At 70.4% G+C, this 22,646-nt stretch carries 17 protein-coding genes; 13 read left to right on the top strand and 4 right to left on the bottom strand.

Annotated features, from left to right (window positions below; all coding sequences use genetic code 11):
- Positions 1 to 35: 35 nt before the first annotated feature.
- Entirely contained in the window at positions 36 to 1,112 is a 1,077-nt protein-coding gene (locus ACFYXM_RS23150; RefSeq protein WP_389291949.1) for an LLM class flavin-dependent oxidoreductase, read from the bottom strand.
- Positions 1,094 to 2,362, bottom strand: coding sequence for an MFS transporter (locus tag ACFYXM_RS23145; RefSeq protein ID WP_389291947.1), 1,269 nt, complete (start codon positions 2,360 to 2,362; stop codon positions 1,094 to 1,096). Before ACFYXM_RS23145 ends, ACFYXM_RS23150 begins: the two co-directional genes overlap by 19 nt.
- Positions 2,363 to 2,826: 464 nt before the next feature.
- Here ACFYXM_RS23145 and ACFYXM_RS23140 point away from each other — a divergent pair, with 464 nt between their 5' ends.
- From ACFYXM_RS23140 to ACFYXM_RS23110, 7 genes are all read left to right on the top strand, one after another.
- Positions 2,827 to 4,110 (top strand): cytochrome P450, encoded by a 1,284-nt coding sequence (locus ACFYXM_RS23140; protein WP_389291945.1) that lies wholly within the window; start codon positions 2,827 to 2,829, stop codon positions 4,108 to 4,110.
- Positions 4,111 to 4,112: 2 nt separating this feature from the next.
- A complete protein-coding gene (locus ACFYXM_RS23135) occupies positions 4,113 to 5,633 on the top strand; it encodes an aldehyde dehydrogenase family protein (protein WP_389291943.1) in 1,521 nt (506 codons plus the stop codon).
- Positions 5,630 to 7,255 (top strand): tryptophan halogenase family protein, encoded by a 1,626-nt coding sequence (locus ACFYXM_RS23130; RefSeq protein ID WP_389291941.1) that lies wholly within the window; start codon positions 5,630 to 5,632, stop codon positions 7,253 to 7,255. The genes ACFYXM_RS23135 and ACFYXM_RS23130 overlap by 4 nt, the downstream gene beginning before the upstream one ends.
- An 80-nt stretch (positions 7,256 to 7,335) precedes the next feature.
- Positions 7,336 to 7,830 (top strand): flavin reductase family protein, encoded by a 495-nt coding sequence (locus ACFYXM_RS23125; RefSeq protein WP_389291939.1) that lies wholly within the window; start codon positions 7,336 to 7,338, stop codon positions 7,828 to 7,830.
- Positions 7,827 to 9,623: a non-ribosomal peptide synthetase gene (locus tag ACFYXM_RS23120; protein WP_389291937.1), complete on the top strand. Its 1,797-nt coding sequence runs from the start codon at positions 7,827 to 7,829 to the stop codon at positions 9,621 to 9,623. Before ACFYXM_RS23125 ends, ACFYXM_RS23120 begins: the two co-directional genes overlap by 4 nt.
- The gene (locus tag ACFYXM_RS23115; RefSeq protein ID WP_389291936.1) at positions 9,623 to 10,402 is read left to right on the top strand and encodes a thioesterase II family protein; all 780 of its coding nucleotides are present in this window, start codon (positions 9,623 to 9,625) and stop codon (positions 10,400 to 10,402) included. Before ACFYXM_RS23120 ends, ACFYXM_RS23115 begins: the two co-directional genes overlap by 1 nt.
- A 1-nt stretch (position 10,403) precedes the next feature.
- A complete protein-coding gene (locus ACFYXM_RS23110; RefSeq protein WP_389291934.1) occupies positions 10,404 to 11,594 on the top strand; it encodes a cytochrome P450 in 1,191 nt (396 codons plus the stop codon).
- A 46-nt stretch (positions 11,595 to 11,640) separates the two neighbouring features.
- Here the strand turns inward: ACFYXM_RS23110 and ACFYXM_RS23105 are convergent, their stop codons facing one another.
- Entirely contained in the window at positions 11,641 to 12,243 is a 603-nt protein-coding gene (locus tag ACFYXM_RS23105; protein ID WP_389291932.1) for an LmbU family transcriptional regulator, read from the bottom strand.
- A gap of 48 nt (positions 12,244 to 12,291) precedes the next feature.
- Complete coding sequence (locus ACFYXM_RS23100; RefSeq protein ID WP_389291930.1) at positions 12,292 to 13,101, bottom strand: BTAD domain-containing putative transcriptional regulator; 810 nt, start codon at positions 13,099 to 13,101, stop codon at positions 12,292 to 12,294.
- A gap of 618 nt (positions 13,102 to 13,719) precedes the next feature.
- Here ACFYXM_RS23100 and ACFYXM_RS23095 point away from each other — a divergent pair.
- The 6 genes from ACFYXM_RS23095 (at position 13,720) to ACFYXM_RS23070 (ending at position 22,440) form a co-directional block, all read left to right on the top strand.
- Positions 13,720 to 14,043 carry a hypothetical protein gene (locus tag ACFYXM_RS23095; protein WP_389291929.1) on the top strand — a complete coding sequence of 108 codons (324 nt, stop codon included), beginning with the start codon at positions 13,720 to 13,722 and terminating at the stop codon, positions 14,041 to 14,043.
- 77 nt (positions 14,044 to 14,120) lie between these two features.
- Positions 14,121 to 15,776 (top strand): NAD-dependent malic enzyme, encoded by a 1,656-nt coding sequence (locus ACFYXM_RS23090; RefSeq protein ID WP_389291927.1) that lies wholly within the window; start codon positions 14,121 to 14,123, stop codon positions 15,774 to 15,776.
- On the top strand, positions 15,773 to 17,233 hold the full coding sequence (gene fumC / locus ACFYXM_RS23085) for a class II fumarate hydratase (protein WP_389291925.1): 1,461 nt from the start codon (positions 15,773 to 15,775) through the stop codon (positions 17,231 to 17,233). The genes ACFYXM_RS23090 and fumC overlap by 4 nt, the downstream gene beginning before the upstream one ends.
- Before the next feature lie 264 nt (positions 17,234 to 17,497).
- Positions 17,498 to 19,012 (top strand): MFS transporter, encoded by a 1,515-nt coding sequence (locus ACFYXM_RS23080; protein ID WP_389291924.1) that lies wholly within the window; start codon positions 17,498 to 17,500, stop codon positions 19,010 to 19,012.
- A gap of 16 nt (positions 19,013 to 19,028) precedes the next feature.
- Positions 19,029 to 20,090, top strand: a complete 1,062-nt coding sequence (locus ACFYXM_RS23075) for a glutathione S-transferase family protein (protein ID WP_389291922.1) — start codon at positions 19,029 to 19,031, stop codon at positions 20,088 to 20,090.
- A gap of 127 nt (positions 20,091 to 20,217) precedes the next feature.
- The gene (locus ACFYXM_RS23070; protein WP_389291920.1) at positions 20,218 to 22,440 is read left to right on the top strand and encodes an NADP-dependent isocitrate dehydrogenase; all 2,223 of its coding nucleotides are present in this window, start codon (positions 20,218 to 20,220) and stop codon (positions 22,438 to 22,440) included.
- Positions 22,441 to 22,646 lie beyond the last annotated feature (206 nt).

The following is a 22,646-nucleotide window of genomic DNA, read 5'->3' as shown; positions in this document are numbered from 1 at the left end:
TGGAAAGGTGCGGTTACGGACCGGAACTCCGGATGTCAGGCGCGCTCGGGCCACAGCGTGGGAACGACGGAGCCGACGAGCAGCCGGGACGCCTCCTCGATGTCCGGCCCGAGCGGCGCCCCGAGATAGAACTCCTCGAAGCCGGCACGGCGGGCGACGGGTACGAGCCGCGCCAGACGCTCCGCGCAGTCGTCGGGGGTGCCGGAGACGAGCAGACCGTCCATCAGGTCGTCCGAGACCCTGCGGCCCGCCTCCTCTACGCCCCCGCCCTCCTCGAACGCGGCACGCACGGCGTCGGCCGACTCGACGTCGAGCCCGGCGCCCAGGAGCCCGGCCCGCAGCGCGGGGTTGCCGACGGAGAGCGCGGCCTGGCGGCGGGCGAAGGCGCGCGCGGCCCCGCGGTCGGCCGACACGCAGCAGTTCAGGCCGTACACCAGGCGCAGCGGCCGGCCCGCCCGGGCGCGCCGCGCGGCGAGTGCCGTGATCTCGGCCGGCGCGGTGTTCCCGTCGGGGCGTGTCCCGGCGCCGGACCGCAGGGCGGCGTACGACAACGGGGGATAGGTGCTCGTGCACAGCAGCCCGTCCGCGACGTCGTGGGCGAGCCGCAGCGTCCTGGGGCCGCCGACCGCGACCAGGACGGGTATCTCCCGGGTGACCGGATACGTGAGCCGGGCCGTCGCGCCCTCCCTGGCGTTCAACCGCTCGGCCAGCAGCGGGAAATCGGCGAGCGGCACCGCCTCGCCCGCCCACAGACGGCGGACGAGGGCGACCGACTGCCGCAGCAGCTCGGTCGCGTCGCGCTTGGAGAACAGTCCGGACACCAGCGAGCCCCCGGCGCCGACGCCCATCAGCACGGGGCGGCCGGGCGGCGTCAGTTCGCCGAGGGTGGCCATCGCCGAGGCCATGTCGATCGGATTGCGGGTCACGGGGAACGTGATGCCGCTGGCCACCCCGATGTCACCGGTGGCGGCGATCGCCGCGAGCAGCACGTGGGCGTTGCGGGCGAGCATCTGGTCCGGCACCCACACCACGTCGAAGGCCCTGGCGAGCACGGCGCTCGCCGACAGGACCTCACGGGCACCGGCCCAGGGGGCTATCTGGACTCCGAGCATCGCCCGGGGCTCCTTCCGGTCGGGTTCTGGTCGAGGCTGTGGCCCGGCTCGGTGATCCGGCCCAGGCAGACGAGCGTGACGACGCTGCCGAGCAGCAGTGCCGCCACGGCGTACAGGGGGAGCTGGTCCACGCCGTCGCTCAGTCCGTTGACCGCCACGGGCACGAGACCGGCGAGGGCGAAGCCCCCGTTGGTCGACAGCGCGACACCGGTGCCCCGGATCGCCGTGGGGAAGGACTCGTTGAGGAAGATCGGGAGCGGTCCGAACGCGGCGACGGTGCCGCACGACACCAGCACCGCGACCAGCGCGATGGGCAGCAGGTCGGGCGTCCCGCGCAGATCGGCGAGGTGCCAGTAGAGGAAGGGAAGCGCGACCGCGTTCACCGCGGACACGGTCAGCAGCACGGACCGTCTCCCGAACCGCTGGCTGAGGTGTCCGGTCAGCGGGGCGAAGACGAGCGTCGCCGTCGTCACGGCCACCATCAGCTTGCCGACGGCGGGGGCGCTCAGGCCGTTGACGAGCTCCAGATAGCTGGGCAGGAAGCCCAGGGTGAGCAGGAAGTGGGTGCCGATGCCGAAGACCACCAGGACGTTCACGGCCAGCACCCGGCGGTGCGGCCGTGCGACCAGGCGGCGCAGCGGCCGTTCGCTCCGCGGCGCGACGGTCCGCTGCCACGAGGGCGACTCGCGCACGTACCGCGACACGACCAGACTGAGCAGGACGGGAACCCCGCCGGCGAAGAACATGGCGCGCCAGCCCCACGCGTCGAAGGAGTCGCCCGGGAAGATCCGGGTCGCGGCCAGGAACGCCAGCGCCGCGAGCACACTCCCGATCGCCGTCGCACCGCCTCCCACCAGGCCCGAAACCAGACCGCGCCAATGGGGCCGGACGCTCTCGGTGGCCAGCGTGAGCGTGGACGCGAACACCCCGCCGACGAAGAACCCTTGAACGAGGCGCAGCGACAGCAGCAGGATCGGGGCGAGCACGCCGATCCGTTCGGTGGTCGGCAGCGCGCCGAGGAGTACCGTCACCGTGCCCACCCCTAGCAGCGCCACCACCATCGCGCGCTTGCGGCCGTGGCGGTCCGCGAGCCCGCCCAGCAGGACGGCCCCCACGGGCCGCATCAACAACGTGGCGGCGAGCGTGACATAGGCGCCGGCCAGGGAGAGAAGCCCCTGACCGGACGGAAAGAAAAGATCGGCTATCACCGGTGCGACGTACACCACCGCGTATAGGTCGTAGAAGTCCAAGGCAAATCCAATTGCCGACGAGGCAGTTGCCCCGATGCCTTGACCACGTCTTGTGACTGTGCTTGTCAATTGCATTTGTTCGGTCTGCATGACAACCCGCTCTCCGTGAATGCCGAAGTCACTGGCCGGGTGTGCGACAGGGAACGTTAGCACTGCACCGGCAATGTCTCGCCACGATCTCGCGCGTTCAATTCGGGCCTTGACAAGGCGGGTTGGGTACTTCAAAGCTGGGGGCGGTCAGGAAGCGTATCCAAGTACTGTCCCGCTATCCCGGCGGGCGTGCGACGGCGGCTATGGAGCCTCGCCGTCCGGCCGGTCCTCCCGAATCGATCCGGTATACGGAATCCCTTCACCCGCGACGCGTCGGTCCTGCGCCGCGCACCGGTCCGTCGGGGATCCGGAACACCGAGCCACCGGGGATTTCGGGACAGGCTTCAGGAAAATCAATGACGAGGTGGTCGCCCATGCCCAGCAGTGCGCCGAGCCCGAGCGGTCCGACCGCGGTGAATCTCTTCAGTCACGATGTCCTGGTCGATCCGTACCCCACGTACGCCCTGCTCCGGGAGACCGAACCGGTGCACTGGGACGACCGGCTGAACGGCTGGGTACTGACCCGGCACAGTGATGTGCACGCGGCACATCTCGACCCCGACACATTCTCTTCCCAACGGCTCGGGGCCATGGTCTCCGACCGTGTCGGACCCGACTCCTCCGCCGAGATGCAGAGGTTCATGCAGTTCGCCCCCGAATGGATGCTGTTCCGGGACTCCCCGGACCACGCCCGGGTGCGCAAACTGATGAACCGTGAATTCCGGGCGCGCGACATACGCAGGCGCGGACCCGGTATCCGGCAGATCGTCGCGGGCCTGGTCGACGACCTGCTGGAGAAGCAGGAATTCGACCTGGTCGCCGATTTCAGCTACAAGCTGCCCGGCCTCGTGCTCGCCGCGCAGTACGGGCTGCCGGAATCGGACGCGGCACTGCTCACCGACTGGTGGTACGAGATCCGCAACATGCAGCGCGTCTTCCTCGGCGCAGACCCGGCCGATGTCGCACCCACCGGCAGTTCCGTGGCGAACGCCTTCGGCGAGATGGTGCCGTACCTCGGAGAGCTCATCAAGGACCGCCGGCGCACCCCCCGGGACGATCTCGCCACCCGGGTCGTCGAGTACGCCAGGGAGACACCGGAGGAGGGCGAGGAACGGCTCAGCGAACAGGAGATGTTCGCGCACCTCCTGCTGCTGCCGCTGGCCTCGTTCGGGACCACGATGGACCTCATCGGCAACGGTCTGCTCGGCCTCTTCGACCAGCGCGACCAGTGGGAGCTGCTGAAGTCCGACCCCACGCTCGTCTTCAGCGCCGTCGAGGAAGTGCTCCGCTACGACGCCTCCGTGCAGCTCACCCACCGCGTGGCGACACGCGACACCGAGGTGGCCGGCACCACGATCCGCGAGGGCGAGCTGATCTACATGGTCCGCGGTGCGGCCAACCGCGACCCCGAGCGGTGGACCGACCCGGACCGCATCGACATCACCCGCGGCGACTCCGGGCACGTCGGATTCGGCGTCGGCATCCACCGGTGTCTGGGCGCCGGACTCGCCCAGCAGGTGACCGCCGCCGCCTACGCCGAACTGTCCGCCCGCATACCGGACCTGCGGGCCGACACCTCCCGCCCGCACCGCTGGAAGGCGGACACCCCGCAGTTCCGCGGACTCGCCGAGTTCCCGGCGACCACGGGGAAGTCATAGCCATGACCAGCCACGCGCCCACGCGTACCCGCGAGGCGTTCTGGATCGGCGGCCACTGGGCGCGGCCCCTCGGCGACGGCGCGATCGACGTCGTCGACCCCAGCACCGAACGGCCGTTGGGGTCGGTCCCGGCCGGCACGGCCGCCGACGCACAAGCCGCGGCGGCCGCCGCCCGGCAGGCCCTGCCCCGGTGGTCCGCCACCCCGGTGTCCGAACGCCTCGGCTTCCTCGAACGGCTGGTCGCCGGGCTGTCCGCCCGTGCCGACGAGCTCGCCGACGTCCTCACCGCCGAGGTCGGCGCGCCGGTGGCCGTGGCACGCCGCACCCAGGTCGGCCTCGCCGTCGCCCTGGCGGCCTCGTACCTGGACATCACCCGGGACTTCGCCTTCGAACGACGGGTGGGCAACTCGCTGGTCCTGCGCGAACCCGCGGGAGTGGTCGCGACCATCACCCCGTGGAACGTGCCGCTGCTGCTCACCCTCCAGAAGGTCGTCCCCGCGCTCATGGCCGGCTGCACGGTCGTGCACAAACCGAGCGAGCTCACCCCGCTGCACGCCTACCTGCTGACCGAGGTGATCGCCGAGTGCGATCTGCCGCCCGGTGTGTTCAACCTCGTCGTCGGCGAGGGCCCGGTGGTCGGCGCGGAACTGGCGCGCACCCCGGACGTCGACCTCGTGTCGCTGACCGGGTCGACGCGGGCGGGCCGCGCGGTGGCCGCGATCGGCGCCGAGCGCGTGAAGCGGATCCATCTGGAACTCGGCGGCAAGAACGCCGCGATCCTCCTGGACGACCTGGACGACGCCGGGCTGGAGTCGGCGGTGCGGGCGTGCGTCGACCAGATGTGCTTCAACACCGGCCAGGCGTGCCTGCAGTGGAGCAGACTCCTGGTGCCCGCCGACCGCCACGACGAGGTGGTCGACCTCGCCGCCCGGTGCGCACGGGAGTACCGGGTCGGCGATCCGCGCGACCCCGCCACCGACCTCGGCCCGCTGGTCTCCGCGGCCGCGCTGGACCGTGTACGCGCGGCCGTCGTGCGCGCGGTCGAGGAGGGCGCGCGGCTCGCCACGGGCGGCCCCGGCCGCCCCGAGGGGCTGACCCGCGGCTACTACGTGAGCCCGACCGTCCTCGGCGGCGTCGACCCCTCGATGGCCGTCGCCCAGGAGGAGGTCTTCGGCCCCGTGCTGTCGGTCATGCCCTACGACGGGGAGGACGAGGCCGTACGGATCGCCGACGGCACCCCGTACGGGCTGCACGGCGCGGTGTGGTCGGCGGACACCGCGCACGCGCAGCGGGTCGCTCGCCGGCTGCGGACCGGGCAGGTGGACATCAACGGCGGCCCGTTCAACGTCCGCGCCCCGTTCGGCGGCCACCGGCAGTCGGGGGTCGGCCGGGAGTGCGGCGAAGAGGGACTGGACGGCTTCTGCGAGATCAAGTCGCTCCAACTGCCCGTGGCCCCAGCGGATTCAGTGAAATCGGCCGGACCCGTGGTGCCCACGGGCCCCCGGCTGCGTGACGCGTCATGAAGGCCCGTCCATCGATCGGAGGAAGCAGCGTGGATCACCGCATCAGGAAGGTCGTCATCCTCGGAGGCGGCACCGCGGGCTGGATGGCCGCGGCGTACCTGGGGAGGGCGTTGCAGCGCACGGTGAAGATCACCGTGCTGGAGGCACCGACGATCCCACGGATCGGGGTGGGCGAGGCCACCGTGCCCAACCTCCACCGGGCGTTCTTCAGTTATCTCGGCATCGCCGAGGACGACTGGATGAGGGAGTGCAACGCCAGCTTCAAGACGGCCGTCAAGTTCATCAACTGGCGCAGCCCCGGCGAGAGCGCACCGCGCCCCAAGCCGCTCGGCGACCGCACCGACCAGTTCTTCCACCCCTTCGGTCTGCTCCCCTCGGCCGACCACATCCCGCTGTCCCACTACTGGGCGGCCAAGTACCTCGCCGGCGAGACCGACGAGCCGTTCGACTACGCCTGCTTCAAGGAACCGGCGATGATGGACGCCAACCGCGCCCCGCGCTGGGACGACGGCCGGCCGGCGACCAACTACGCCTGGCACTTCGACGCGCGGCTCGTCGCCGACTTCCTCCGCCGCTTCGCCGTCGACAAGCAGGGCACCGAGCACGTCGAGGACGAGATGACAGAGGTGCTGCGCGACGAACGCGGATTCATCACCGCGCTGCGCACCGCGGGCGGGCGGCTGCTGGAGGCCGACCTCTTCGTCGACTGCTCGGGCTTCCGCGGCCTGCTCATCAACCAGACGATGGACGAACCGTTCCTCGACATGAAGGACCACCTGCTGTGCGACAGCGCGGTGGCCACCGCCATCCCGCACGACGACGCGGCCCACGGCGTCGAGCCGTACACCTCCGCGATCGCCATGTCGTCGGGCTGGACCTGGCGGATCCCGATGCTCGGCCGGTTCGGTACGGGCTACGTGTTCTCCAGCGACTTCATCAGCCGCGACGACGCCACCGCCGAGTTCGGCCGGCTGTGGGGCCTCGACCCCGAGAAGACCGCGTTCAACCAGATCAGATTCAGGGTCGGACGCAACCGGCGTTCCTGGGTCAAGAACTGCGTGAGCATCGGCCTCGCGTCGTGCTTCCTGGAACCGCTGGAGTCGACCGGCATCTACTTCACGTACGCCGCCATCCACCAGCTCGCCAAACACTTCCCGGACCGCCGCTTCGACCCGGTCCTCATCGACGCGTTCAACCGCGAGATCGAGGAGATGTTCGACGACACCCGGGACTTCATCCAGGCCCACTTCTACTTCTCGCCCCGCACGGACACACCGTTCTGGCAGGCCAACAAGGAACTCCGGCTCGCCGAGGGCATCCAGGCGAAGGTCGCCGCCTACCGGTCCGGTCTGCCGGTCAACCCGCCGATCACCGACGAGAGCAACTACTACGGCAACTTCGAGGCCGAGTTCCGCAACTTCTGGACGAACGGCAGCTACTACTGCATCTTCGCCGGGATGGGCCTCGTGCCCGACCGTCCCCTGCCCGCGCTCTCCTACAAGCCGGACTCGATCGAAGCCGCGGGTCCCCTGTTCGAGGCGGTGAAACGGCAGCAGAGGGAGCTGGCCGAGAAACTGCCGTCCAACTACGACTACCTCCGACGGCTCCACGGCAAGCCATGACCGGGGTGGACACGTCCGGGGCCGCCGGACTGCGACCGGGATCCGTGCGGGGGGCGTCGCGGGAGGAGTACCGGGACCTGATGTGTTCCTTCCCGACCGGGGTCACCGTCATCACCTCCCTCGACGCGGCCGGCCGGCCGTGCGGGATGACCTGTACGTCGATGACCAGCGTGACGCTGCGGCCGCCCACCCTGCTCGTCTGCCTGCGCGTCGGCAGCGCCACGCTCGAAGCGGTACGGAGCCGGGGCGCGTTCGCGGTCAACCTGCTGCACCACCGGGCACGGCGCACCGCGGAACTCTTCTCCTCGCCGGTCGCCGACCGGTTCGAGCGGGTGCTGTGGAAGCGCTCCGGGACCGGACTGCCCTGGCTGACCGGGGACGCGTTCGCGCTGGCGGACTGCCGGGTGACCGAGGACCGGGAGATGGGCGACCACGCGATGGTCCTCGGCCGCGTCCAGCAGGTGACGCGGGCCGTCGACACCCCTCTGCTGTACGGGCTCAGGCGGTTCTCCACCTGGGACCCCGCAGGACACGACCCGGCGCAAGCCGCCCGTCAGGCCGAGGAGAACCGATGACCGGCACGGTACGCACACCGCACGAGGACAAGGAGAGGACGGGGACGGGGGCCCTCTTCGAGGCCGTCGAACGCTGGGCCGCGCGGACGCCCGGGGCGTGCGCCGTCTCGGCCCCGGACGGGACCCTCACCTTCGCGGAACTGACCGAACGGACCCGGGCCCTGGCCGGGGCGCTGGCCGCGGAGGGCGTCGGGCCGGGCGTCCCCGTCGGGCTGTGCCTGGGCAGGTCCCGGCTCTCCGTACCCGGCCTGCTCGCGGTGTGGCTGCTGGGGGCGACCGCCGTGCCGCTCGACGAACGGCACCCCGCCGAGCGGCTCAGCTTCGTGCTGCGCGACTCGGGGACGCGCCTGCTGCTCGGGGACCGGCTGCCGGCCGGGGCCGCCCCGAGCCGGGCGCGCCGGATCCCGCCCGACGGTCCGGCCGCCCGGACGGCGGGCGGGTACCCGGACCGCCCGGCCGCCCCGCACCCCGAGGAATGCGCCTACGTCGTCCACACCTCGGGCACCACCGGCTGGCCCAAGGGCGTCGAGGTGACCTACCGCGGTCTCGGCGCCTTCCTGTCCGCCCTGGGGGAGCTGCGTCTTCCCCCGGGCGGCATGGGGATCAACGCGGTGTCGCCCGCCTTCGACGGCTGGCTCTGGTGCACTCTGCTCTACCTCCTGCACGGGCAGGGCGTCGGGATCATCGACCTGGAGGCGGAGGACGAAGCGGGCCCCGACCTGGCGGCACGCGTCGCCGCGGCGGCCCCGCGCACGGTCTGCCTCACCCCCTCGCTCCTGACGGCCTGCGCCGACGACATCAGCACGGCCGAGGTGCTGGTGGTCGCCGGTGAGCCGTTCCCGCGCGCGCTCGCCGAACGGCTCGGCGACCGGCACCGGCTCCTCAACGTGTACGGACCCACCGAGGCCACCATCGCGGCCACCTGGGCCGACAGCGCACGCGGCGACGACGTGCTGACCATCGGCGCGGCCCTGCCCGGGTACGCGGTGTACGTCGTGGACGAGGACTACCGCCCCGTCCCGGACGGCACGGCCGGTGAGCTGTGCGTGGGCGGACCCGCCGTCGCCCGCGGCTACCGCAACCGGCCCGGGCTGACGGCCGAACGGTTCGTGCCCGACCCGTTCGCCGCACCCGGTTCCCGGATGTACCGCACCGGGGACCTCGTCCGGACCGGCCCCGGCGGACGGCTCGACTACCTGGGCCGCGGCGACGGACAGGTGAAGGTCCGCGGCTTCCGGATCGAGCTGCGCGAGGTCGAGGAGGCGGCCGAGGGCTTGCCGGGGGTGGCGGCGGCCGCGGCCTTCGTCACCGTCGACGGGGACGTGCTCGGGCTGGCCGTGGTGGCCGCGGCCGGGGCCGCTGCCGAGAAGTGCGTCGCCCAGGTGCGCGAGCGCTGCGCCCGTCAGCTCCCGGACTTCATGGTCCCGGCCCTGGTGGACCTGGTCGACGCGCTGCCCACCTCGCCGTCGGGGAAGGTGGACCGGGCCGCGCTGGCCGAGACGGCCGGGTCCGCCGCGGTGCCGGCCGGGCGGTCGCCGCGGACCCCGAGGGAACGCCAGATATGCGAGGTCTGGAGCACCCTGCTGCCCCGGCCCGTGACCGACGCCGAGGCCGACTTCTTCGAGATGGGCGGTCACTCGCTGCTGGCCGCCCGCGCGGTCGCCGCACTGCGCAGGGCCACCGGGATCCGCCTCACCGTACGGCATCTGCTCGCCAACCCCACGGCGGCGGACCTGGCACGGGAAGTGGACCGGCTTGCCGGACAGGCCGTGCGGACGGCGGGTGACGACTGATGGGCGGCACCTGGGTGGTCCCCTGGCAGCCCCCGGAACGGGGCCGGACGGCACTGCTCTGCCTGGCACCGGCCGGGGCCGGATGCGGACAGTTCCGGCCCTGGCAGTCCGCGCTCGGCCCCGAGGTGTCGGTCATGGGCGTGCAACTGCCGGGCAGGGAACGCCGGTGGGCCGAACCACCGGCCGGCTCGGTCGACGAGGTCGTCGCCGCGGTGGTGGACGAACTGTCCGGCCTGGTCCCGGCGGCCTGCCCGCTCATGGTGTTCGGCCACAGCTTCGGCGGACTCCTGGGCTACGAGATCACCCGCAGGCTGGGCGAGGTCCGCGGACGCTGGCCCGCCACCCTGGTCGTGGCCGCCTGCCGGCCGCCGCAGATGTGGGTCGGCGCGGGCCGGGGCCTGGTGGACGACGACGAGGAACTGGTGCGGCTGCTCGACGTACGGGGTCTGGGGGACGACGAACTCGACGAGGACAGCCGGGAGCTGATGCTGGAGGTGCTGCGCGAGGACGCCCGTCTCTCGATGACCTACACCGACGCCGGAGCCCCGCGCGTCCACGCGTCGGTCGAGGCATGGGGCGGTGAGGGGGACGGGACCGTCACCGCGGATCACCTGGCCGGCTGGCGCCACCGGACGGCGGCGGACTTCCGCCGCCGCCAGTTCCCCGGCGGCCACTACTTCACGGCGGAACGGGCCGGACTCGTCGTACCCGCGTTGCGGGAGCTGGCCGCGCACGGCGTGGCCGGGGTACGGCGGCTGCGGCGGACGAGCGGAGGCTGATGTGAAGGTCGACCTGCTGGACCCCTCGCTCTTCGAACGGGGCGAATTCTGGCCGGTTCTGGCGTGGCTCCGGGCGAACGATCCGGTGCACCGCCACGCCGAGCCCGACGGGCCCGGGTTCTGGGTCGTCAGCCGGTACGAGGACATCGTCGGCGTGTACGGCGACCAGGAGAACTTCAGTTCGCGGTACGGCATGCGGCTCGACAGCGATGCCGAGGCGGTGTCGGCGGTCGCGCAGCGCATGCTGATCGTCTCGGACCCTCCCGACCACACCCACCTCAAGCGCGTCCTCGGGAAGATGTTCGCCCAGGCGGAGCTGGAGAGGATCGGGCATCTGGTGCGGCGTGTGGTGCACGACGTGCTGACCGAGGCGGTCGAGGCAGGCGAGCTCGACTTCCTCGACGCGGCCAGGAAGATCCCGAACCATGTGGTGTGTTCGCTGATGGACATCCCGCGCGCCGACTGGGAATGGGTCGGCGACATCACCACGGAGGCGTTCGAGGGTGCCGACGAGGAGACCCGCCAGGCGGCGCACGGCGAGATCTTCCTGTACTTCACCGAACTGCTGGCCGACCGCCGGAAGAACCCGGGGACCGACTTCGTCAGCCGCGTCGCGCACGACCGCAGGGCGACGGGCGTGACGGGGGAGGAGAGGCCGCTCACCGACGAGGAGATCGTGTTCAACTGCAACGGGGTGCTGGCGGGCGCGAACGAGACCACACGCTACTCGTCGGCGGGCGGCGTGCTCGCGCTGATCGAGAACCCCGACCAGTGGACGGTGTTGCGCGCGGGGGGCCCCGCCGCGGTCCCGGCGGCCGTCGAGGAGGTCCTGCGGTGGACCGTGCCCGGGGTACACGCGATGCGCACGGCGTTGCGGCCCACCACGATCGGCGGTGTCAGGATCGGCGTCGGCGACCGGGTGACGCTGTGGAACGTGTCGGCCAACCGCGACGAGACCGTGTTCCCGCGCGCCGACCGCTTCGACGTGACCCGCTCGCCCAACCGGCACATCAGCTTCGGCGCGGGCCGCCACCTGTGCCTGGGCGCGCGGCTGGCCCGGATGGAGCTGAACGCGTTCCTCACCGGACTGACCGCCCTCGTCGACCGGATGGAACTGCTCGGCGAGCCGAGGTACAACGCGTCCAACTTCACCTGGGGCATCTCCTCCCTGCCCCTGAGACTGGTCCCGTGACGCACGTCCGGGGCGGCCGACGGCCGCCCCGGACGTGTCCGACGCGCTACTGCATCACGGAGAGGTCCCCGCTGCCCTCGACCTGCGCCGCCTCGTCGAGCGTGAGGGCGATCCACTCCAGGAGGTCGCACTGGCGCCGGTTGGCGGCGCCCTGCCAGAGCCGCTGCCTCTCGGGCGCCACGGTCATCTGGATGCCGACCGGCGCGGCCCCCCGGTGCGCGGCCGGCAGCGCACGCGCGCTCCGTATCGCGCTCCGCAGCTGATTGCGGGACCAGTGCTGCTCCTCCGCCCTGCCGAGCCAGAAGTCCTGCTCGTTCTCGGGCAGTGCGACGACTTCGGCGTGGTGCTGAAAACTCAGCCCGGCACGCCGCCGGCCGGGGCGGATATTGCGGGCGACCCACGCGTAATTGCGCAGGGTCTGGTAATCCAGGGATGTTTCCCGGACGGCCCGCCTGTAACGGTCGGGAAAGGCCTCCTGCCCGTACACGAGCCAGTCGCCCAGCCACCAGGCCGACGAATCGGTGATGAGGAAGATCTGCTGGCCCAGGCGCTTCCACTCCTCGAGCGGCATGCGCGCGGGCAGAATCAGCGATGTACGTCTCGTCGTGGCAGCGTGGGAGATGTTGAGCCGTTGCGGTTCTTGCCGCACGCGCAGAGCCCCCGTTCGTGAGGAGTCACATGGTCACCGCGGTCGCGTTCAAGTATCGGCAGTGCTTCTGGACGCGCTCTGGACGTTCTCTACATGTCCGGCGTGGGCCGCGCAGACGACGTCCGGCGGGGCGAGTTCGCCGCGGAGGATCTGCTGGTAGCAGCGATGCAGCCGGGATCCGGGCTCGACGCCGAGCTCCTCGCGCAGCGTGCGGCGGACCCGCAGGAACACGTCGAGCGCCTCGGCCTGGCGCGCGCAGCCGTACAGAGCGGCCATCAGGAGTTCGCTCAGGTGCTCGCGCAGCGGGTTCTCGCCCACCAGAATGCGGAGTTCCGCGACGGCGTCCTCGTTGCGGCCCATCATCAGCAGGATCTCTATCCGGAGTTCGGCGGCCGCGACCCGGTGCTCCTCCAGGCTGGCGCGCCAGATCTGCGGGACGGGCCCGGGAGCCCCGCCGACCGCGTTGCCCCGCCACAGGCGCTGCGCCTCGGCGAGCGCCCGCAGCGCCTGGTCGAGCCTGCCGTCGGCCCGCAGCTGCTGCGCCTGTTCCACGCGCCGGGCGAACAGGCTGGCGTCGAGCACGCCGTCCCCCAGGCACAGCCGGTAGGTGGACGGGGCCCCCGAGACGAGGAGGCTGCCGCCGCCGCGCGGCCGGCGCCCCGGTTCCAGGGTCTGCCGGAGCGCCGCCACGTATTTATGGACGCTGCTGTCGGCGGTGCGCGGCGCGTCGTTCCCCCAGACGGCCTCGACCAGTTCCTCGCGTTCGACGGCCATCCCGGCTTTCATGACGAGAACAGTGAACAGCGCCTTTTGCTTCGGCGGCCCTAAAGGGAGTTCACGCCAATTTCGCCACGCCATCACTGGGCCGAGAACTCCCACATGGAGTTTTGTGGCGTCGGCATCCGATTTCGGCGGTATCACGATCCGGCCCCCGGGCATCTAGGCAGACCTTTTGTGATCCCCGAATATCCGACGAGGTCGATGGCCTGTCCCATGTATCCCCCTGATCGTTTTTGGCTACGACTACGGGGGATCGTGCCAGATCGGGCCTGAGTCAGGCAATGCGCTCGTTACAAACGTTCCTTTTTGATTTTGGCCTGAAGTCGAGGCTGCGGCAGGACGCGGCGCGGCGGATCCTCGTCGCAGGCGTCGGCGACCACGCCGAGCACGGCACCGGTGTCCCGTTGCGGTGGTCTGCTCGGTGGCGCCCCGATCGACTTCGCTCTCCGTCCAGGTCAGGTGCCGATCCGCGACACCGAGGTTCCCCGCGGTTCCTCTTCGCCGCGGGCGCAGTGTCCCACCGTTACAGTCCCCGCGCCCATGAACTCCGTGTGCCCGACCAACGAGGAGACACATCGCCGTCGGTACTGATTGTCAACTCGTGCCACGCTCTTCCACTGCCGGGCGGAGCCGGTTGCGAGCCGGTTGCGAGTCGGTAAGAAGCGGGAGACGCTGGGGGTGTCGGGAGCCCCGGCGGTGACGGAACCCAAAGGCCTCCGAGGCAGCGGCTACCGGGATCCTGAAGATCGCGTGGGTCGGCCGAACGAGGGGAAGCAGTACAGCATATCGAATTTCTTCACTGAAGAAGGTTCTCATGACCGGCGCGGCTCTGGATTCGGCTTCGAAGCTGCGATGCGCCCGGCTCAAAAGGGATTCGATGTGATTGCTGCCGTCGAAATCTACGCCCAGGTGCAGACGCTGAAATGGCAGGCGACCGCGTCCAAGCACGCGGTCGAGGCGATCGCCGAGACATGTCGGAACGCGTACACGAGGGAGCCGGAGACGCTGGTTTCGAGTTGACGGCGTCTCGCCACGCCGTACCACGCTCAGGCGAAGGCGCTCACGCATAACGCCCGCAACCCGCCGGAGGGGTACCCATGCCTGTCAAACCGACCGCGCTGCAGGATCGTTATCGAAACCGTGGCACCGCGTACACGCTGGAGGAGCGGGCGAAGCTCGGAATCACCGGACGGCTGCCGGCCGCCGTCGAGACCTTGGACGAGCAGGCCGCCCGCGCCCATGCGCAGCTTGAAGGCCAACCTTCCGACCTGCACAAGTACATCTACCTCAACGAGATCCACGACCGCAACCAGGTGCTTTATTTCAAGCTGTTGGCAGACCACCTCGACGAACTCCTGCCGATCGTGTACGACCCGACCGTGGGTGATGCGATCGAACAATGGTCCGTCGACTATCGCGACTCCCGAGCCGTATACCTGTCGATCGACCGCCCGGGTGACGTAAGGGCCTCATTCGAGTCGCTCGGACTTGGCGTGGACGACGTCGATCTGATCGTTGTCTCCGACGCCCAAGAGATCCTGGGTATCGGGGACTGGGGTGTCAACGGGACTGACATCTCCATCGGCAAGCTCGCCGTCTACACGGCAGCGGCCGGCATCGATCCGAACCGGGTGATCGCCGTGAACCTCGATGTCGGGACGGACAACGAGCAGCTGCTCAACAGCCCCTTGTACCTGGGAAATCGGCACGCGCGAGTGACTGGCAAGAGGTACGACGAGTTCATCGCTCTGTACCTTCGAACCGCTTCCGAAATGTTTTCCCATGCACTTCTGCATTTCGAGGACTTCGGACCGTCCAATGCCCGCCGGATCCTTGTGGAGAACGCCGACAAGTATCGGATCTTCAACGACGACATGCAGGGAACGGGCGCGATTGTGATGGCGTCGGTGTTCTCAGCGCTCAAGGTGACCGGGGGACGCTGGGCCGACCAGCGGCTCGTGGTTTTCGGAGCGGGCACTGCCGGCACCGGGATGGCCGATCAGATCCACGCGGCCATGCTGCGCGACGGCGCGACGCCGGAACAGGCGAAGAGCAACATCTGGCTCGTGGACATCCACGGCCTCGTGACGGACGACATGCAAGACCTGCCCGACTACCAGAGGGTGTACGCGCGGCCGAAGTCCGAGACCAGGACATGGGCTGACGGCGGGGCGGATCTTCTCGCCACGATCAAGCACGTGAAACCCACCATTCTCATCGGCACTTCGACCGCCCACAACGCGTTCTCCGAAGAGGTGGTGCGTGCCCTGGCAGAGGGTGTCGAACGCCCTGTCCTCCTGCCTCTGTCCAACCCGACGAGCCGTATCGAGGTCATGCCCTCCGACGCCGTGGCCTGGTCGGACGGCCGGGCGCTGATCGCCACAGGTATCCCGGCCGCTCCGGTGGATTACAACGGGATCTCGTACGAGATCGGAGAAGCCAACAACGCGCTTCTGTATCCGGGGCTGGGCCTTGGAGCGATCGTTTCCGGCGCCCGCCACGTGACGGACGACATGCTCCTTGCCGCGGCAGAAGCTGTCGCCAGTCAGGTCGACGTCTCGAGGCCCGGTGCGTCCCTGCTGCCTCCCGTGGCGAACCTGAGGGCGTCGTCGGCAACGGTCGCGGTCGCGGTCGCCCGCGCCGCCGCAGAGGACGGGGTCGCGACGAAGTCTCACGACAACCTCATTCAGGCAGTCCATGACGCCATGTGGCAGCCGGTCTATCCCACGGGCGGTGGGGAGGAGCTGAAATGAGCACTGGCAGCGAGCCGGCCCCGGAGATGAAAGACGTTCCGATCGGGATTCATGGCAGCGGCAACCGTGCAGAATTCGACAGCATGGGCTCGATCGAGGTGCCGGCGGAACGGTACTGGGGAGCGCAGACACAGCGGTCCCTGATTCACTTCTCCATCGGTGGCGACCGGATGCCGAAGGCGGTCTACCACGCCTACGGGTACGTGAAGAAAGCCGCGGCCCTCGTCAACGCCGCTTCCGGCCGTCTGCCCGAGTGGAAGAAGCGGGCAATCGTACGCGCCGCGGAGGAAGCCATCGCGGGGAAGCTCGATGACCACTTTCCCCTCTTTGTGTGGCAGACGGGATCCGGCACGCAGAGCAATATGAACGTCAACGAGGTGATCGCCAACCGGGCATCGCAGTTGCTTGGCGGCACGCTCGGCACCCAGAAACCGGTAGGACCGAACGACGACGTCAACATGGGGCAGTCCAGCAACGACAGCTTCCCCACCGCGATGCACATCGCCTCAGTGCAGGAGATCGACGACCGCCTCCTGCCGGAGGCCCGGAAGCTTGCCGGTTCCATCGAGGGCAAGGCCGAGGAGTGGGACGGGATCGTCAAGATCGGCCGCACCCACCTCGAGGACGCAGTGCCACTCACCGTCGGGCAGGAGTGGTCGGGTTACGCAGCACAACTGCGCGCGTGCATCGAGGAGATCGAGCACAGCCGTGAGGGTCTACTCGCACTGGCTCTGGGGGGGACCGCCGTGGGAACGGGCCTGAACGCGCCGAAGAATTTCAGTCGCGACGTTGCCATACGGATCGCCGAGTTGACGGGTAAGCCGTTCGTGACGGCCGAGAACAAGTTCATGGCGCAGGGATCATTGGATCCCATGGTGCGGGCGCATTCTGCGCTGCGGGGTCTGGCCGTTGCCTTGATGAAGATCGCCAACGACATGCGTTGGCTGGCGTCCGGCCCACGAACCGGCTTCGCGGAGCTACGGCTGCCCCAGAACGAACCCGGTTCCTCGATCATGCCCGGGAAGGTCAATCCGACCCAGTGCGAGGCCATCGTGATGATCGCCATTCAAGTACTCGGCGACGATTCCGCGATAGCCTTCGCCGGCAGTCAGGGAAATTTCGAACTGAACGCCATGCGTCCTGTGATCATCAACAACTTCCTGCACTCCGCGGTCATCCTTGCCGATGGTATGGAAAAGTTCCGGAAATTCTCCATCGACGGCACGGAGCTCAACCGCGTGAAAATCGCGAAATACGTGGACGAGAGTCTGATGCTGGTCACGGCGCTGAGCCCGACCATCGGCTACCAGAATGCCGCGCACATCGCCGAATCTGCCCTGGTCAACGACCAGACCCTGAAAGAAGCGGCCCTCGCGAGCGGCGTCGTCGACGAAAAGACATTCGATTCCATTGTCGACCCCCTCTCCATGGTCGGACGGGGCACTGCCGGAGCCTGATCGTTACGGCGCTGCAGGGCCGGTGGTGGGCCCGACCCTGGGCGTCGAGTTCTCGCCGTTGTACGCGGCACCGCCCACGACGCACGCCAACGCGGCGGGCGCGTGACGACGGCCGCGACACCCCACCGCGCCGCCGGGACGCCCGCACGACCGCGCCGCCGTACACGTCCGGTAGGTGCGCGCCCCTCCGCCCCGCGACGCACCGCGTCCGACGCCGCGCGCTGATCCACCACGGATCACGGGACAGCGCTTAGGGTGCGAGCCATGGCAGAGAGCGCTGCTCACCGGGGTGCCGCGGGGCGGGGCACGCGCTGCGCCCAGACCTCCGGGACCCCCGACCCGCGCCGCTGGCGGGCGCTGGCGGTGTGCCTGATCGCGGGGTTCATGACCCTGCTGGACGTGTCCATCGTCAATGTCGCCCTGCCGTCGATCCGGTCCGGGCTGCGCACCCCGGAGTCCGACCTCCAGTGGGTTCTCTCCGGCTACGCGCTCGCCTTCGGACTGTTCCTGATCCCCGCCGGACGCCTCGGTGACGCGCGGGGGCGCCGAACCGTGTTCATGGCCGGTCTGGCCCTGTTCACGCTCGCCTCGGCGGCCTGCGGCGCCGCCCAGTCCAGCCGCTGGCTGGTGGTCGCCCGTCTGGTCCAGGGCCTCGCCGGCGGCATGATCTCGCCACAGATCTCCGCGCTGATCCAGCAGATGTTCTCCGGCCAGGAGCGCGGCCGGGCCTTCGGCATGTTCGGCACGGTGGTGGGCGTCTCCACCGCCGTCGGCCCGCTGGCGGGCGGGCTGCTGATCCAGGCGGCCGGCGCCCACGAGGGCTGGCGCTGGGTGTTCTACGTCAACCTGCCGCTCGGCGCGCTCTGCCTGCTGCTCGCCAGGCGCCTGCTCCCGGACACCCCGACGGCGGGCCCGGTGCGCCTGCGCGACCTCGACCCGCTCGGGGTCCTGCTGCTCGGCACCGGCGTACTGGCCCTGCTGCTGCCCTTCGTCCAGGCCCAGCAGTGGCCGGGGGACCGCAAGTGGCTGCTGCTGGTGCCGGCCGTGGCGCTGCTCGCGGCCTTCGTCGGGTGGGAGTCCCGGTGCGCCACACGGGCCACGCGGCCGGTCATCGACCTGTCGCTCTTCCGGGTCCGCTCGTACTGGCTCGGCTGTCTGCTGGCCCTGGTGTACTTCGGCGGATTCACCTCGATCTTCTTCGTCACCACGCTCTACCTGCAGAACGGACTGCACTACAGCGCCCTGCAGGCGGGGCTCGCCATCACGCCGTTCGCGCTGGGCTCGGCCGTCGCGGCGAGCCCGGGCGGCCGGCTCGTCCACCGATTCGGACGCCCCCTCGTGGTCGCCGGGCTCACCGCGGTGGTCGTCGGACTGGCGGGCGCCGCGCTCGCCGTGCACCTGGTGCCGGGGCGGGGCGCGGGATGGGCGATGGCCGCCCCGCTGCTCCTGGCCGGTCTGGGCAGCGGTCTGGTCGTCGCCCCCAACCAGACGCTGACCCTCTCCGAGGTGCCGGTGGCCATGGCGGGCAGCGCGGGCGGCGCCCTCCAGACCGGGCAGCGGGTCGGATCGGCGGTCGGGATCGCCGCGGTCGGCTCGGTGTTCTTCGCCCAGCTGGGCGAGGCCGGCTGGGCCACCGCGTACGACCACGGCCTGGTCGTGGCGGTCGCCTACGTCGTGGTCGCCCTGCTCGTCGGTCTGGCGGACGTGCGCGGAGAACGCCGCGGACGGGGCCGCACCCCTCGAACCGTCACCCGCACCCACGCAGACAGAACGCCATGAACGCAGGGAGAACGCGTTGAGCGACAACAGGACGAAGGGCCCCGAGGGCACCGGGGACACCGGCCCGGCGGTCGTCGGGAACGAGGCGTACGGGCACAAGCCTTTCAAACGGTCCCGGAGCCACTTCGCCGACCGCATCGCCGCCGACGGCCGGGACGACTGGCCCGTCGAGGCCGGCCGCTACCGGCTCGTCGTCAGCCGTGCCTGCCCGTGGGCGAGCCGCGCACTGATCTCCCGGCGGCTCCTCGGTCTGGAGCGGGTCCTGTCGCTGGCCGTCGTCGACCCCCTCCAGGATGACCGCAGCTGGCGCTTCACGCTGGACGAGGGCGGCCGGGACCCGGTGCTCGGCATCGCGTACCTGAGCGAGGCGTACCGGGCACGGGAGCCCGGCTACTCCGGCGGGGTCAGCGTGCCCGCGATCGTCGACGTGCCCAGCGGCCGGCTCGTCACGAACGACTTCCAGCAGATCACCCTGGACCTCGCGACCGAGTGGACCACACTGCACCGCCCGGGCGCCCCCGACCTGTACCCCGAGGGCCTGCGCGAGGAGATCGACGAGGTCATGGAGGGCATCTACCGCGACGTGAACAACGGCGTCTACCGCGCCGGGTTCGCGTCCGGACAGTCCGAGTACGAGGACGCCTACCGGGACGTCTTCCGCCGCCTCGACCTGGTCTCCGAGCGCCTCGCGGACCGGCGCTACCTCGTCGGCGACTTCATCACGGAGGCGGACATCAGGCTGTTCACCACCCTGGTCCGCTTCGACGCCGTCTACCACGGCCACTTCAAGTGCAACCGGTCGAAGCTGGCCGAGGACCCGGTGCTGTGGGCGTACGCCAGGGACCTGTACCAGACGCCCGGCTTCGGCGACACCGTCGACTTCGACCACATCAAGCAGCACTACCACCGGGTGCACACCGGCATCAACCCCACCGGCATCGTGCCCGCCGGACCCGATCTGTCGGGCTGGCTGACCCCGCACCACCGCGGACAGCTGGGCGGGAGCCCGTTCGGGTACGGCACCGCGCCGGGTCCCGTACCGGCCGGTGAGGAGGTCCCGGCCGCGGGGCGCCCCTGACCGGGAGCCCGCGCACGGGACGGGGGACGGGTCCTGCCGGAGCGGGGGGCAGGGCCCTGTCGAGTCGGCTGCCGTCACGAGATATCTTGATGTCAAGCAATGTTGCAGACGTGGAGCGGAGCAGAGGGTGACTGACTCGACCATCATCTATACACACACCGACGAGGCCCCGGCCCTGGCGACGTATTCGTTCCTGCCCATCGTCCAGGCGTACGCCTCGACGGCCGGGGTCGACGTCGAGAGCCGGGACATCTCCCTGGCCGGGCGCATCATCGCCTCCTTCCCCGAGCGTCTGAAGGAGGAGCAGCGCATCGCCGACGCGCTCGCCGAGCTGGGCGCGCTGGCCAAGAAGCCCGAGGCCAACATCATCAAGCTGCCGAACATCTCGGCCTCGATCCCGCAGCTGAAGGCCGCCGTCGCCGAGCTCCAGGCGCAGGGCTACGCGCTCCCGGACTACCCGGACGACCCGCAGACCGACGAGGACAAGGACGTCCGCGCCCGCTACGACAAGGTCAAGGGCAGCGCGGTGAACCCCGTGCTGCGCGAGGGCAACTCCGACCGCCGTGCCCCCGCCTCGGTGAAGAACTACGCCAAGGCGCACCCGCACCGCATGGGCGCCTGGTCGTCCGACTCGAAGACGAACGTCGCCACCATGGGCGTCGACGACTTCCGCTCCACCGAGAAGTCCACCGTCATCACGGAGGACGGCGCCCTGCGCATCGAGCTCGTGGGCGACGACGGCAGCACGACGGTGCTGCGCGAGTCGGTTCCGGTGCTCGCGGGCGAGGTCGTCGACGCGGCGGTCATGCGCGTCGCAGCCCTGCGCGAGTTCCTCGCCGCGCAGGTCGCCCGGGCCAAGGAGGAGGGCGTGCTCTTCTCCGTCCACCTCAAGGCCACCATGATGAAGGTCTCCGACCCGATCATCTTCGGCCACGTGGTCCGCGCCTTCTTCCCGAACACCTTCGCCAAGTACGGCCAGGCGCTCGTCGCCGCCGGGCTCTCCCCGAACGACGGCCTGGGCGCCATCCTGAACGGCCTGGACTCCGTGCCGCACCTCGGCGCCGAGATCAAGGCGTCCTTCGAGGCCGAGCTCGCCGAGGGTCCCGCCCTGGCCATGGTCGACTCGGACAAGGGCATCACCAACCTCCACGTGCCGAGCGACGTCATCGTCGACGCCTCCATGCCGGCCATGATCCGCACCTCCGGCCACATGTGGGGCCCGGACGGCCAGGAGGCCGACACCCTCGCGGTGCTCCCCGACAGCAGCTACGCGGGCGTCTACCAGGTCGTCATCGACGACTGCCGCGCCCACGGCGCCTTCGACCCGTCGACCATGGGCTCGGTGCCCAACGTCGGCCTGATGGCGCAGAAGGCCGAGGAGTACGGCAGCCACGACAAGACCTTCGAGATCCCCACCACCGGCACGGTGCGGGTCGTCGACGGCAAGGGCGACGTCGTGCTGGAGCAGGCGGTCGGCGCGGGCGACATCTTCCGCATGTGCCAGGCCAAGGACCTGCCGATCCAGGACTGGGTCAAGCTCGCCGTCACCCGGGCCCGCGCCACCGGTGCCCCTGCCGTGTTCTGGCTCGACGAGGACCGCGCCCACGACGCGCAGCTGATCGCCAAGGTCAGGAAGTACCTCGCCGACCACGACACCGACGGTCTGCGGATCGAGATCATGTCGCCCGAGAAGGCGACCGCGTTCTCGCTGGAGCGCATCCGCCGCGGCGAGGACACCATCTCCGTCACCGGCAACGTGCTGCGCGACTACCTGACGGACCTGTTCCCGATCCTGGAGCTGGGCACGAGCGCGAAGATGCTCTCCGTCGTCCCGCTCATGAACGGCGGCGGCCTCTTCGAGACCGGCGCCGGCGGTTCCGCGCCGAAGCACGTCCAGCAGCTCGTCAAGGAGAACTACCTGCGCTGGGACAGCCTGGGCGAGTTCTTCGCGCTCGCGGCCAGCTTCGAGCACCTGGCGACGACCACCGGTAACACCCGCGCGCAGGTCCTCGCGGACACCCTCGACCGCGCGACCGGCACCTTCCTCAACGAGGACAAGTCGCCGAGCCGCAGGCTCGGCGGCATCGACAACCGCGGCAGCCACTTCTACCTGGCCCTGTACTGGGCCCAGGAGCTGGCGCGGCAGACCGACGACGCGCACCTCGCGCAGGCGTTCTCCGGTCTGGCGAAGACGCTGGCCGAGCAGGAGCGGACCATCGTCGACGAGCTGATCGCGGTGCAGGGTTCGCCGGCCGACATCGGCGGCTACTACCAGCCCGACCCGGCCAAGGCGTCGGCCGTGATGCGCCCCTCGGCGACGTTCACGCAGGCCATCGCCTCCCTCGGCTGACGGAGCAGCGGCGGTCGGGGCGCCCCTTCCCGGCGCCCCGCCCCTCCCGCCCCGGCCGGCATCACGCCCGGCCGGGGCGGTTCCGTGTCCGGCCGCGGTGCCGCGCCCACCGCGACGTGCCCGGCCGGACGTTCTTCGCGCAACCGCGCACGGCCGGGCCGCTCCCCCGATAGGTTCGGGTACCCGGGACCGACCGGGCCCGGAGA

It is taken from the genome of Streptomyces sp. NPDC002476, assembly GCF_042889785.1.
Lineage (GTDB): Bacteria > Actinomycetota > Actinomycetes > Streptomycetales > Streptomycetaceae > Streptomyces.
The sequence above is the reverse complement of the archived record's forward strand: the minus strand, read 5'-3'. Positions and strand labels throughout refer to the sequence as shown.